11 protein-coding genes are annotated in these 15,508 nt (G+C 26.6%); all 11 read right to left on the reverse strand.

The features are described 5' to 3' along the window. Positions 1-81: 81 nt before the first annotated feature. Positions 82-2,679, reverse strand: coding sequence for a transglutaminase domain-containing protein (locus tag Fi14EGH31_RS13860; RefSeq protein ID WP_200764955.1), 2,598 nt, complete (start codon positions 2,677-2,679; stop codon positions 82-84). A gap of 98 nt (positions 2,680-2,777) precedes the next feature. After that, on the reverse strand, positions 2,778-4,319 hold the full coding sequence (locus Fi14EGH31_RS13865) for a L,D-transpeptidase family protein (protein ID WP_118346813.1): 1,542 nt from the start codon (positions 4,317-4,319) through the stop codon (positions 2,778-2,780). A 110-nt stretch (positions 4,320-4,429) separates the two neighbouring features. Next, positions 4,430-5,740 carry a DUF6056 family protein gene (locus Fi14EGH31_RS13870; RefSeq protein WP_117864605.1) on the reverse strand — a complete coding sequence of 437 codons (1,311 nt, stop codon included), beginning with the start codon at positions 5,738-5,740 and terminating at the stop codon, positions 4,430-4,432. Between the two features lie 11 nt (positions 5,741-5,751). Next, entirely contained in the window at positions 5,752-6,630 is an 879-nt protein-coding gene (locus tag Fi14EGH31_RS13875) for a glycosyltransferase (RefSeq protein ID WP_022001096.1), read from the reverse strand. Between the two features lie 14 nt (positions 6,631-6,644). Beyond that, positions 6,645-7,901 carry a hypothetical protein gene (locus tag Fi14EGH31_RS13880; RefSeq protein ID WP_022001097.1) on the reverse strand — a complete coding sequence of 419 codons (1,257 nt, stop codon included), beginning with the start codon at positions 7,899-7,901 and terminating at the stop codon, positions 6,645-6,647. Positions 7,902-7,908: 7 nt separating this feature from the next. Continuing rightward, positions 7,909-9,357: an oligosaccharide flippase family protein gene (locus tag Fi14EGH31_RS13885; protein WP_022001098.1), complete on the reverse strand. Its 1,449-nt coding sequence runs from the start codon at positions 9,355-9,357 to the stop codon at positions 7,909-7,911. A gap of 328 nt (positions 9,358-9,685) precedes the next feature. Next, a complete protein-coding gene (locus Fi14EGH31_RS13890) occupies positions 9,686-10,180 on the reverse strand; it encodes a GNAT family N-acetyltransferase (protein WP_022001099.1) in 495 nt (164 codons plus the stop codon). Positions 10,181-10,193: 13 nt separating this feature from the next. Then, the gene (locus Fi14EGH31_RS13895; protein ID WP_022001100.1) at positions 10,194-11,294 is read right to left on the reverse strand and encodes a DegT/DnrJ/EryC1/StrS family aminotransferase; all 1,101 of its coding nucleotides are present in this window, start codon (positions 11,292-11,294) and stop codon (positions 10,194-10,196) included. A 1-nt stretch (position 11,295) separates the two neighbouring features. Further along, positions 11,296-11,700: a sugar 3,4-ketoisomerase gene (locus tag Fi14EGH31_RS13900; protein ID WP_022001101.1), complete on the reverse strand. Its 405-nt coding sequence runs from the start codon at positions 11,698-11,700 to the stop codon at positions 11,296-11,298. Positions 11,701-12,059: 359 nt separating this feature from the next. Beyond that, a complete protein-coding gene (locus Fi14EGH31_RS13905) occupies positions 12,060-12,995 on the reverse strand; it encodes a glycosyltransferase (protein WP_022001102.1) in 936 nt (311 codons plus the stop codon). A 944-nt stretch (positions 12,996-13,939) separates the two neighbouring features. Next, a complete protein-coding gene (locus tag Fi14EGH31_RS13910) occupies positions 13,940-14,806 on the reverse strand; it encodes a core-2/I-Branching enzyme (protein ID WP_022001103.1) in 867 nt (288 codons plus the stop codon). Positions 14,807-15,508 lie beyond the last annotated feature (702 nt).

The raw sequence follows: 15,508 nt of genomic DNA on the forward strand, positions 1-15,508 counted from the left end.
CATATCTTGAATTATAAATATAACAGCTCAAAAATAATATAATAAATATTTCTGAGCTGCTTTCTACTAAATTGTAATGAATTAAATTTTCCCTAGCCAAACACCATTAGCATCAAAGCGATTAACTTCTCCATTAATTGCATAATCTCCTGTAACCATCTTTCCATCAGCGTCTACATAATACCAGTTATTTCCTGATTTTACCCATTGTTCTTGGATTGATCCTGATGATGGGGCATAGTAATATTCTTTATTGATTTTGAACCATCCTGTTTGCATTAATCCGCTTACTGCAAAGTAGTATTTAGCTCCTGCAATTGTTTGATATCCTGTGACCATTTTTCCATCAGCATCTACATAGTACCAAATATTTCCTGATCCTACCCATTGTGCTTTGATAGCTCCACTAGATGTAGCATAGTAATCTGTTCCATTGATCTTGAACCATCCTGTTTGCATTAATCCACTACTTGCAAAATAGTATTTAGCTCCTGCAATTGTTTGGAATCCTGTGACCATCTTTCCATCTGCATCTACATAATACCAGTTATTTCCTGATCCTACCCATTGTGCTTTGATTTCTCCACTTGTTGATGCGTAGTAGTCAGTTCCATTGACTTTGAACCATCCTTTTTTCATAAGTCCATTTGTTTCAAAGTAATATTTAACTCCAGAGATTGTTTGGAATCCTGTAACCATTTTTCCATCAGCGTCTACATAGTACCAGTTATTTCCTGATCCTACCCATTGGGCTTTGATTTCTCCACTAGATGTAGCATAGTAATCTTCATTATTGACCTTGAACCATCCTGTTTGCATATATCCATATTGATCAAATCTATAGAGTTTATTATCTATTGTAATGAATTCATTTTTTGGATATGTTCCATCTTCATATTGATACCACCATTTGTTTCCTGATTGTTTCCATTGTCCTTTTAGTTGATTATGACATCTTGTACATACTCCATCTTTAAAATCATGTCCTAAAGCTGGAATGATTTCTTGTTTTTTAATAATCTTATTACATATTGAACAATGTATTCCTTCTGTTAAACCTGTATTTGTACATATTGCTTCTTTTGCCGAATCAAGAACTTCTTTATGTCCTGTTGATGGTATTACTTCTTGTTTTTTGATAACTTCGTTACATACTGAACAATGACTTCCTTCTGTAAGTCCATTTTCTGTACATGTCGCTTCCTTAGCTTGATCAACAACTACTTTATGCCCTGTTGCTGGTATTACTTCTTGTTTTTTGATGACTTCGTTGCATACAGAACAATGTTTTCCTTCTGTTAATCCATCTTCTGTACATGTTGCTTTTTTACCTTGATCAACAACTACTTTATGCCCTGTTGCTGGAATTACTTCTTGTTTTTTGATGACTTCTTTACATACAGAACAATGTTTTCCTTCTGTTAATCCATCTTCTGTACATGTTGCTTCCTTAGCTTGATCAACAACTACTTTATGCCCTGTTGCTTTTTTGTCATCTACTATTTTTGTTTGTGGCTTAAATGCATTATTTTTGAAATTAGCCATATAAGTAATTATTCCATTTTCTGTACATGTTGGATCTTTAACAATTTTTTGAGCTGTAACGGTTTCTTCTTCAACATGTTCATAATTATTTGCACATACTCTTTGAGCTGTGACTGTCATATTATCTACAGACCACTTATATATAGGTTCACTATAATTATGACCATATTTATTACAATCAATTTCTGTATAAGATTCATCCCACATTGGATATTCTTCAATAAACTCATTTGATTGATAGTCATTATCTCTTACATGATCATCAAAATCATTTGTATTTTTTAAGAAATAAGCATATGTACTTCTTCCTGCATCCCATGTACTATCAAGATTATAATATTTACCATTTAATTTAACGATATTCCAAGCATGTGGTCCCCCTGCTTCACCTGAAATAACTCTTGTATCTACACCTGCATCTAATGCTAAGCGATAAAATAACGATGCATATCCTTGGCATACTGCTGTTTTATTGATCAAAGCTGCATAAGCTGTATATTTTAATGAATAGGATTCATCATTTAAGTTATCATGATCATATGTAACATTTGAACATATATAATCATAGATTGCTTTTACTTTTTGATAATCTGTCTTATTTGATAAATCTAATGACTTCAATAAATTAGAGACTTCTTCATCTACTTTTTCTTCCTGTTCTAAACTAGATAAATAAGATACATCATAAAAAATATTTAAATCATATCCCTCATTAGAATTTCCAGATATGGTTGCTTTTACTGTCCACCCTTGACAGTGCCATTTAAGATAGTCTCCTTCTTTTCCATTACCAGTATGTTTGATGGCCTTTTGAAACAACTGATGTACTAAATTAGAAAAAAATTCTTGTGTAATTTCTTCATCACAATGATAATAAAGAACAATATTACTTTCTCTATTAATTAAATTTTCTCTAAATATCTTTACAAGTTTTTCTTGATCACTTGTATATTCAACATCTTCTAAACTATATGTTTGAATATCATGATGAACAACACTACTTTTTACATCTTTATAAATAGGATTTACATAATGATCTTCTCTAATTGTTTCTTTTGCTTGTACATTGACTATACTTAACATAGAAAAACACATTGAAAGAACAAGTGATACAATAAATAATTTCTTTTTCATGATTTCCCTCCTTATATTCATTTAACCATGTAAGCCATTTCTTTTCAAGAATATATAAAAAAAACGAGGATACTCTAAGTATCCTCATCAAATTCACATTAATATACTACTACTTTTGTTCCTGAAGGAATATTATCATAAATCCATTTAGCATATTGTATTTCAAGTCTTACACAACCATGTGATAATGGAATTCCTGTTCTATTATCTTGAATTGTACCATTTTTATTATAAAGAGTACTATGGAATAAATAGTTTCCTTTAAATTGTGTATACCAGAAACATCTAGATGATCCTGAGTCAAAATAATATCCTCTTATTCCAACTGTAAATTCACCTTTAACTGTAGGTGTTGAAGCTTTACCTGGGGCACAACTATAATAATGAATATTGTTCCAATTATTTACAGAACCTTGATAAATAGCTACTCGACAATTAGCTGTATCAACTAAAATCAAATAATTAGTAGCACTACTGTATCCGCTTGCTCTACTTGTCATTGAATCATAAACACTATCGCTTCTTAAAGCCCCACTAGAAGTAAAATAAAATGCTTCAAAATACGTATCATGTAACATTGCTCCAGATGAATTTAAATAATACCATTGATTGTTATCTTTTAACCATCCAATAGCCATATTTCCACCTGAATGTAAATAATACCAAGTTCCAGCAATTTGCTTCCAACCTGTGCACATTGCCCCACTTGCATCCATATAATACCAAGTTCCTTTAACATTTATCCAGCCTGTTAACATACTACCATACGCATTTAGGTAATACCATTGACCATTCAAATCAAGCCAACCCGTGTACATATACCCTTGACCTGATTCATCTAAATAATACCATTTACCAGAAACTCTTTGCCATCCGGTTTGCATGACACCTGCATCGTTTAATAAATACCATTGATTTTTAACATAAACCCAACCTGTGCATTTATTTCCATTTTGATCATAGTAATACCAATCATTACCATCTAACATCCAGCCTGTTTTAATAGCACCATTTTCATCAAAAGTATATTTAACACCATTGATTTCTCTTACTTGATTAGTAATAGCAGCATATGGATATGCTTCATCATTAGCATCTAAATAATACCATTTACCATAGTATTTATACCATCCACTTACTAAACTTGCATTTCCATCATAGAAATACCAATGATCATCATCATTTATCCACCCTGTTTTAATAGCACCATTTTCATCAAAATGATATTTAATTCCATTAATTTCTTTTGCTTGATTTGTTATTGCTGATGATGGATATGTTTCATCATTAGCATCTAAATAATACCATTTACCATAATATTTATACCATCCTTGTTTACAGGTAGCATCATTATTTACAAAATACCAGTGATTTTGATCATTTACCCATCCTGTTTTAACATTTCCATCTGCATTTACATAGTAAAAAGTTCCATTATCATTAACAATACCTGTAATTGCTACATCATTTTCATAAAAATAAACTTTCCCGTTTTCTTTATAAAGTCCATTTTTTACTTCAACAACATCATTCATCTTTACTTCATCATTTCCCTCTAATGCCGAAACAAATGATAGACTCATTGAAATTGAAAAGAGAAAAATGAAACATGCTATTCCTTTCTTCAAATAACCTTTCATTGCTCAAACCTCCCTTGTATTCATTTTATCATCAAAAAAAACTCTAAACAATATAACTAATAAATAAAAGCTAGAAATAATTTGATATTCTCAAATTACTTCTAGCTTTATTAAACTAAACAATTAATAATATTACAAAAAGCAAAAACTCCAAATATAGCCATAAAATAATCTAAATTTTTTATTCTATGATGATATCTAGAAATTAATAAACAGCTTGCTATAATCATTGAAAAATAGAAAAATAGAGCGGTTCTATTTCCGGAAACCCAAACAGTTGGCGAAAAGCAAAGCATAAATCTTGATCCAAAGCCAATTAATAAGATAATAAAAATATCTATATTTTTTCTATTATCTTTAATTAAAAATAATATGATGATTAATAATGTAATAAATTCTATTAAAAACATAATATATGGAACAAATGATTTTAAATTACTTAAACTTAAAATACCGTATTTTCCTAATATAGAATATAGAAAAGAAATATTTGGATATAAGTCTACTAAATATTTTCCTAAAACGCCAAAAACTAATGTCATTACAAAAATAATCATTGTACTTGCTTTCACTAAACTATTTTTAAAAGTATTAATAATTATTAAAAGTGTTGATGATAAAAATAACATTGGTACATTATTTTTAAATAAAATAGGATAAACAGTGGAAGAAATTCCTATTTCAATTTTTCTAAAAAAGGATAATGTTCCAAAATCTGGGAACCAATTTTTAACTTCTTGTTTCTTTCTCACCCAATTCCCAGGACATGTAAAGATATATGTTCCTGATGCAATGATTAAAACAATATTTAAAATTACAAAAAAACTAATTTTCCTTTTATTGATAAAGCAGTAAATTATATAGAAGAAATAAGTTCCTAACAAAATTGCAAAACCTTGTTCTTGATTTGCGGCAAATAATAAGGCTATAGAACTAATAATATATTCATACCATTTCAATTTAATAAGATTATTTGCTTTTTTTAAATAATATAAATTTATTAAAATAGCGCCTAATGGCCAATAATAATTAATTGTTGTGGCCATCCAACCAGCAGAAGACATATCAATCAAGGGATAGATAAGTGTTCCAATACAACAAAGTATTTTCATTTTTATTGTATGATTACAAAATATTGCTTCTATTAATTTAGCTATAATTGTAATAACTAATGAGTTTAAAAGCATCCAAACATGACTATGAACTGAAATAAAATAAAGTACACTTTCTATCAATTGCCTAGAAGACCAATTATAGTATTTATATATATTAAAATCTGTAAAAGTCATTGATTTTGCTCGAATTGCAAAATTTACATCATCACCTGTACTTACATTCAATTGAATATGTATAAATAATAAAATAAAGAATAGTACATAATATGGTATATTAGATATAAATTGTTTTTTTAATTTACTCATAATTTCCCCATTTATCCCTTAATAATTCCTGCTTTATTTAAACAAAGCATTATAACAACATCTATATACAATAGTTGAACTAAAAAAGAATTATATTTTTTTGTAATTTTATCTATTCTATAGTTTAAAGCTCTTTTTGTCATATGTGATAAATGTATATCTTTTTGAGATAAAACATCTTTAAATAAAGTTACATAGTCTTGATCTAATAAAGGATTTCTATTACTTGCTGTAGAAATACCTCCTAATTCATATTGAATTGTTGGATAATCAATATATCCAATTTTTTCGTTATTAAATGCAAGGTTAACATAGAATGGATAATCTTCTAATAACTTATATTTTTCATCAAACAATCCATATTTATCAAAAATTTCTTTTTTATAATAAGTAGAAGCCCCCGATACAAAATTACCGTATTTCATAATATATTCAAAAAAATGATTTGATTGATCTAATAAAGAAACCTGATATAAACTTGGATAATATTCTATACTATTTTCTTTTTTGATCATTCTTTTTGAAGTATATATAAGTTTATCTTCTTGATCAAAAGCATTCATAATTTCTTGTAGAGAATTTTCATTATAAAATTGATCTCCACTTGATAAAGGACAAATGATTGTTCCTTTTGCCTGGCTAATCAAACTATTAAAATGTTTGACAGTTCCTCTATTAATTCCGTTATTTATAAGTTTAAAGTACGTAAATTCATTTTTATACTGTTCAGTGATTTTATCAAAGTCTTCTTGCGTATAATTAGGTGAACCATCATCACTTACAATAACTTCATAATTTGAATATGTTTGCTTTTTTATTGAATCTAATGTTTGGATTACTTGATTTAAATTTTTATAAACCATTACAATAATTGTTGCTTCTATATTCATGTATTTTCCCTTTCTTAATTATCTTTTAAAACTCTAATTATATTTTGAGTTACATATTTTACATATTTATCTTCAAATAATTCATCTTTTAATTTTAATCTTTTTTCTTTTAATGGATCTATTCCATTTTGTAAGTCTAAAAGAATTTTTTCTACATCTTCAAAACTATAAGCATTATAAGATACACTAAATATTTTTTTCATAATATCATTATCATCCACAGCATCAGTATGACAATAAATAATAGGTTTACCCGTTAAAAAATAACAAGGTATAATTGATGAAATATCTCCTACAAAAACATCTGAATGCCAAAATGTTGTAAAATATTCTGATGTTTGATCATAATATAACTGTTCATTATTTTGGAACTTCCTTAAATACTCATCTACTTCATCAGATGTAATCAAACCTAAAGATATAAAATTTTTAAATGTAAGTGGATGAGGTCTAAAAACAAGACTTCTTTTCTTATCTTTTTCAACATAATCAACTATGTTATCTTTATAAGTTAAAAAATTACTTCCTCCCAATTGCGTATCTATTGTCCATCTAGGAGCCCATATAATCTTGAAATGTTGATCATCATTATCCCAAAATAGATTATCTTCACTTTGTGCTTTATTAAAAGCATTAAATATAGGATGTCCTGTTAATATCGTTTTTCTTAATCCTAATCGATGAGATAAAGGTGCTCTTTTTTTATTAAAAGATTCTGTAACATAACTATCCGCAAAAAAGATATGCAAATATCTAAAGAAATCCACATTAAGTGAAGTATCAAAAATATAGTTCATCATTTCATATCCATAAGGTAAATAACATGTTTTTGCATATTTTGAAACTGTAGATATTTTATATTCTATTGGTAAGTAAGAACTATAAGGTCTTTCATAAAAAACATAGTCTGGATTAATATTTTTTAAATCAAACCATTTTCCTTGATCAAAAGCTTTAATTGTATTTTGATGATTATGATTTTTATGAAAATCATAAATCTTTGTATTCATTGTTTGGATATCAAATTCTTTTTTTGAATAATCAAACTCTGGAATCATTAAAACATATGTCTCAAACTGATCATCATTAGATAATTGATTATATAAATCATCTACATTGATCCACAAATTAGACATTTGTGAAATAAATACTATCTTTTTTTTAGTGTTTGTTACTTTTTTTAAATTTTTTATTTTAAAATCGGCTACTAAAAAGCGGTATGAATCATATATTTTTCTAGCAACTTTATACGTTAACTTTGTCTTATTCATATTCATCTTATCCTTTTATTAATTTAAAATATTCTATTATTTTATTTCTATTTAATAAAGCAATAATTCCTATTATACCTACAAATATAATTCTTAACCAAATTGTATAATATGTAAATGTCAATAAAATAATCAAAACTGTAAAAGCAGTCGCTATAATAAATATTTTCTTCCAATCAAACAAGGTATCATATCTATAATCTTCTATTTTATCCTTACATGATTTATTCATATAATATAGATTACTCAACCAAAAAACAATATAGGAAAATAAAGTTGTATACCCGGCTACAACGTATCCAAAAACAGGAATAAGTATAAAATTCAAAACAATATTTAAAACAGCACTTAATATAGATCCTTTAACAAGATAACTATTTTCTTCAAAATAGAACATTACATTTATACATAATTGTGATAAAAATAAGAATAATAAACTTCCTGCTACTGGAGGAACGACCCAAATAGCATCTTTATATTTACTTCCCCCTAAGATAGCAATAGCTTCAGGGCCAAATAAAATAAGTACAATCAACATTGTAGCAATAAATATTATAATAATATTTGTTACTTTTTTTATCATATTATGTTTTTTATCTTTAATACTTCTGTATGTCCAAGGAACAAATGAACTATTGATAGAGTTAATAACAAAAACTAAGACAACCGCGAATTGATAAGCAACACTATATAATGCTGCATTTGTTTGGCCAGACATTCTACTAATCATTATTCGATCAGATTGATTAAATATCATTTGTGATAAATAATATGGTATAAGAGGTATATTAAATTTTAAAGCATATGTCCAATATTTTTTATCATATAAAGCCTTCCCTTTATATGATTGATAAATGTATATAATTAAACCAATACATAGATATACTGCAGTATTTCCTAAAATACGTGCTATTCCCTTTTCTTCAAATAAAAGTACACCAACCAACCCTATTAAAGGAGATGTGACTGATATGATAAGAGTTACAATAATCATTGGTTTATATTTATACATAAAACGTTGTTTATTTGTCCAAAAAGCTAAGACTGTACTCATCAATATTTCAACAATCATTGCAAGAACAAGTATTGATGGTAATTCCAATAAATCATTCCAAAATACTGGAGCTATGATGTATATAATTAAAGTTATTAATGTTAAAACTGAAACAATCCCTTGGATAGAAGATATGTATCTATCTCGATCATTTTCAAATTTAATCATAGCTGTATCAAATGACCCATATTGTAAGTTCAAAGTAGCAAAAATAGCTACGATATTCATCCATGATTGATAGATACTATATTGCCCATATTGCTGAGTTGTCATTAATCTTGTAAAAATAGGTAACGTTATTAAAACAATACACTTTTGTACAATACTACAAATTGTATAATAAATAGAAGCTTTCACTTCAACAGGAACATTTTTATATTTCGATATTATTGATTTAACCATTTAAACTCTCCTTTTTTCAAAGCAATTATATATAAAGAAAGCAGTGAAAGCAAATAATCCCTTATTTTTATTTCACTGCTTGTGTATTTTTATGCTATTTTCTTTAATAAGCTAACAAAAAATCTCCTTCAATACCTGCACAAATCAATATGAGTAATATATTTTTATGATATCTATACTTATTTTTTAATTACACAATCATCATAAACATACAATATAATATTTGAACAATCTTAATTTTTTAATAATTTCAATACTTTATTATATATTTTCTTCTTTTAGATATGCATAGACATTATGAATCAACTTTTTCATACATATCATACTCCTATTTTTTACATATAGCATACCATTCTAAATCTTGATATCTATCATCAATAAATAAATGATCTTTAAATTTTCCTTCATAAATAAATCCGCATTTTTTATAAAAAGAAATTGCTCTTTTATTAGATGATAATACATTTAAATAAATTCTATGCAATTGTAACTTATCAAAACCATATTTTAATAATGATTCCGTTGCTTTTTGATTGGCACCTGTTCCTCTTGCTTTTTTTCTTGTGCTAATTGCATATTCAGCATTTTTATTTTTTAAATCAATATTTTTTAGAGAAATTGTACCTAAATATTCATCATCTTGATCATCAACAATTGCAAAATGTTGTTGATCTTCTCTAAAAGAATTTTCTACAAATTTTTTTGCTGCAACATCATCTATTTCAGCAAAATTATTTTGAAAAATATGTTTTGCTTCTTCATCATGCATCCATTCTAGCATTAATGGAACATCTTTTAATTGAAGTTTTCTTAATGTAATCATAATTATCCTTTCATTATTTAAACGCATTTAGTTTATCAATAACATAATTCACTTCTTCATCCGTCATTCCATAGTACATTGGAATACTTAAAACAGTTTTACTAATTTCTTCTGCAATTGGTAAACTTCCTTCTTTGATATTTAAATCTTTATATGCTTCTTGTAAATGCATTGGTATAGGATAGTGTTTTACAGTCCCAATCCCGTTTTCATTTAAATATTTTTCTAATTCATCTCTTTTATCACATCTAATAACAAATACATGATAAATATGTCTATAATCTTCACTATCTTTTAATGGTAATTTAATTAATGGATTTTTTATTCCTTCAAAATATTTATTTGCTACATTTCTTCTATATTCATTCCATTTATCTAAATGTGGTAATTTACAACGTAAAAATGCTGATTGAATTTCATCTAAACGACTATTAGTTCCTTTATAAATATGATGATATTTGTAATCTGAACCATAATTACCTAAAGCTCTAACTTTATCAGCAATTTCTTTATTGTTTGTAACAACTGCTCCTCCATCACCTAAAGCGCCTAGGTTCTTACCTGGATAAAAACTAAACCCTGCTGCATCTGATAAAGTACCTACTTTTTGACCTTTATATTCTGTTCCATGTGCTTGAGCTGCATCTTCAATAACATATAAATTGTGTTTTTTAGCAATTTCATTAACTGTATCCATATCTGCAGGTCTTCCTTGTAAGTGAACAGCTATAATTGCTTTTGTTTGATCTGTTATTTTTTCTTCTATTAAAGCTGGATTAATATTATAAGTTTCTAATTCTGGTTCTACAAATATAGGTTTTGCTCCACAATATGAAACAGCTAAAGCTGTTGCAATATATGTATTTGATGGAACGATTACTTCATCTCCATTACCTATATTCATCGCTCTTAAAATTAAATATAATGCATCTAATCCAGTTGCTACACCTACACAATATTTAGCATTACAATAATCTGCAAACTCTTTTTCAAATAATTCGCATTCTTTTCCTTGGATAAAATAATTGCTATCAATTACTTTATTATATGCTTGATCTAAATCTTTTCTTATTTCATCATGCATTGGTTTAAATGTTGCAAAAGGTATCTTCATTCTATTCACTCTCCTTAATAAATTCTAAAAAATCATCATAGTTTCTAATATAATCACTTTCATCATATGATTCTGAAGCCAATACTAGCAATACTGCATCAGGAGAAAAATCAAACATTTCTCTCCACATATTATTAGCCACATACAATCCTTCATATGGTTTTTCTAATGGTACAACTTTTTTTTCCTTACCATTATCTAATAATATTTTACAAGTTCCATGTATACAGATTAAAATTTGTTCTAAGTTTTTATGTGCATGATATCCTCTACGGACTCCTTCTCCTGTATCATACATATAGTACACTCGCTTAATTTTAAAAGGTATATCTTTAAATTCTTCTAGAGCAACAAGTTGTCCTCTATCATCACCATGTGGTTGAAACATATATTTTATTACTTGCATTTTTACACCTCTTTATCCATTTTTCTTATACTATTATATATTAACATTATTATCACATCAAAATACTCAATATTTGAAAAAATACTATTAAATTTATTAATTCTATAATCAATGAGCCTCTATTTTTTATAATAGATTGTATGATCTATTTATTTTTGTTCTAATTATTTGAAACAGTCCCAAAAAATAATCTATTTAAATTTGATATACAATCATCACTTATAATAATTCATAAGATTTGAACAGTTGATTCAAAACTAAACAAACAATATTTTCAAGCAACTCTTCATTCTTAAAACACATTACAATAATACTAGCAAATATTTCTTCATTTTCCAATATCTGTTTCTTTCATCCTTTTAACTTATTTTTTGGGCAATTTTTACCATAAATGAAAATAACTTTTTGGGTAAAAGAGCTGTCACAATATCAAATTTTGCAATGTCAGGTGCAAGATATCTCAATTTAAATAAGGTTTTTATATTACCTGTTCTTCTAGCATTAGCAAATTTCTCAATTTCATTTAAATCTTTGTGATTAGGATATTTTTGTTTAAAATCTTCAATCATTTTTAAATCAGGCATTATTCTCTGATTGATATAATCTTCCTTTGTCTCTATTCCAACTAATACACCACTAACATTTTTCCCATGTCTTCTATATTGAACTAAAGGTAAATTTAAGTACCCTACTTTTCCTTCTGTAGAAGTACACGCCAATACCCATTTATCATGACCTGTGTATTTTGAAAATGGTAAAGACTTTTTTGCAAAGCTAGCTTTCATTATAATACTCATTCCTACTGCATAAGTAACAAAGATATTATATTTAGTTATATCATCGTAAGTATTCCAATTATCATAGTTTTTATTACTATGTTTTCTAACGCTACTGCAAGTGACGTTGTCATTTTCATCAATTATTTGTTTATCCGTAACAACTAAGTCGATATTCTTTTCATTCATATATGCGACACACTTTTCAACTTTATCATCCATCCATATATCATCTTGATCACAAAAAGCAATATATTCACCATCTGATCTTTGCACCAATTTTTCAAAAGCCCCCATGTAATTTAAATTTTCTTCACAATATGGCAAAACCTCATAGGAAAAATTTGTGATATATTTTTCAAATAAATCTAAATTACACCTTTTTTTTATACAATCATCAAATATATATAGTTTTAAATTAGGATATGTTTGATTATTTAAAGAAATTAATTGTTTTATCAAATATTCTTCATTTGGATTATATACCGACAATAATATATCAACTTGTTTATTATTCATAATATTTTTTCATCCTTTCTTTATACAACAAAATTTAATAAATTACAAATAGTGCAAATAAATTTGTAATTTACATAGATTTTATTTCATTTATAACATCTTTTTTTGTTAAATAATAAATTGCTATTAATGCAAAAGAAGCAAAAGAATATTCCTTCACAATCTTTGGAAATCCAATTGGTAATAGTACGACATTATTACCTCTAATTCAATAAATATTAACACACTTTCTTTAACAATTAAATATTATAAATAAATATTAACAAAATTAAACACTATGGTATGGTGATTTTTTTATCATTCTTTAGCAATGTACCATGTCACTTAATGAATTTATTAAGCTAGAAGTCATTGCAAATATTAAAATAACAAAAATATATACCAAAAAGTATTTTTAATCTTCAATAAGATAACAAATTATTTGTAAGTTTCGCATCTTCAGTATAATGTTCATCTTTATAACTAGTAATTCTTAAAATATTACCACCTATTCTCCATACATTTTTATCTATCACAACTACCTTTCAACATGATACCATCTTCTACGACAACTTTATCACGACTTTATACAATTAACAATCTTGTTTCTTACTTTGACTTTGCCATTGGCAATGTCGCAAAGCATAAACTATATTACTCAAATGTCATCCCAACAACAAAAAAATCTATATTTGCCTTATAAAAAATGACAGACATTATTTGTACTGCAGGGCTTGAATGGTGTGTTTTCAAAAGAGTAAGAAATCGGTATAAATTTAAATACCACTTGCTCAAAAAAATACATATCCTCTGAAAAATCAATGTGCAAAATCTAGCGGATGCGTTTTTTTAAGTAAAATTATCACTTATTTCTCTATATGTTTTCGAACCTACATTCTGTTTAATTATTGACTTTAATCGTATTTTTACTTATTTTTCGCATAATAGGCTTTATCTTTTACTGCTTATAGTTCATCATATAATTTATTTATAATTTTATCATCAAAATCCTCATCAAATTTTCTTGCCATTAAATAATTAACTTTTTCTAATTCGTCACAATCCTCTATTGTAAAAGTTTTAGGGTGATTAATTTGTCCTTTCCAATTAACATATGTTAATTTATCGTAGTATTTGTCTTTAAATCTACTATTCATATAAATCGTTTGAAATATGGATTCATCTGGAACCAAAGAGCCTTTATAATAGTCTATATATTCACCTTTTAATAATATATCATATATTTCTTTAGCACATTCATAGGTCAATGTCCACCATTGACTTCCATAATAGAAATCAACGTTAAGTATATTTTTTCTATCAAGTAGAGTTCCTAAATGTAGTGCAATGTTTATGTATCCCATCTTTAAACATCTTACAAAAAAATTTTTGCTTCTCATCCAATTTGGAAAATACAATTCATATCTTTTTTTTATAGTATTTTCCCTTTCAAATTTATTTATTTCTATAAAATTTTTCCCTTTATTTTTTTCTAAAAAATTTATAATTTCTTGAGAACTTTTAAGTGGGAAATCTTGTCCACTTATTAACCATATATAATCATATTTTATTTTTGAAGTGAACACACTCTCCATCAAATTAACAGTAGCATCAATCATGGAAATATCTCCCCACTTGACATCAATTCTTTTATCATTTGGTAAAACAAAAATATGATTATTTTTAATGATATCTTCTTCTATTGAACTTTTTTTATCAATATGAAGAAAAAAATCACAATTTTTTGAATCCAACTTCTTTATCATTTTATTTATTTGACCAGCATTTTTATGACATAAAACAATATATGCTATTTTTATGTTTGAATTCATTAACTATTTCTCCTTCTCGCTTATTTTTATATTACATACAATTTCTAAAAAATTTATATACATTATTTCATATTTTTTATAATCCCATGTTAGCATTTATAAAAAAACAAAACAAGTTTCTATATTTACAATGCAATGTAAATTTCGCATATCGAGTAATTACCACCAAAATTTATAATAATTTTTTCAACTCTTGTAGTATAGTATGTATGTTTATCTTTTTCACATAATCTTCCTCAATGTTATTAAGTTAAAGTGACATTAAGCATCTTTTACTTTATGTTGGATACTTTAGCTATTTTGTTATTTTCATAGACATATATCATTTTTTTAAAATCAAAAAATTGTTCATTTAAATAATCTAGAAATTTAAGCATTTCCTTTTCATAACTTCGACTTGGTCTGAAACCATAACTATACTCACTAAAACAGTGTTCACATATTGGTTCTATTTTTTTACCGTCACTTGTTGGATAATCGTATCCGTAATAGTTGGTATACTTAGTTTTCTAATACCAGGTTCTAGGTTTATATACATTTTGAGCAAATACACCTCATCTACTTTGTAATGTCAAACATGTATTAGAAACATGCATTTGTTTTGCACTATTTAATCATTCAGAACTTCAGTATACTGTCCATATCCACTATGCCATTTCCTGACTTCTTACTCTTCGTTGTTACTGCTTTGTCGCTAGTGAA

Origin of the sequence: Faecalibacillus intestinalis (assembly GCF_015097455.1) — a bacterium.
Classification (GTDB): domain Bacteria; phylum Bacillota_I; class Bacilli_A; order Erysipelotrichales; family Coprobacillaceae; genus Faecalibacillus; species Faecalibacillus intestinalis.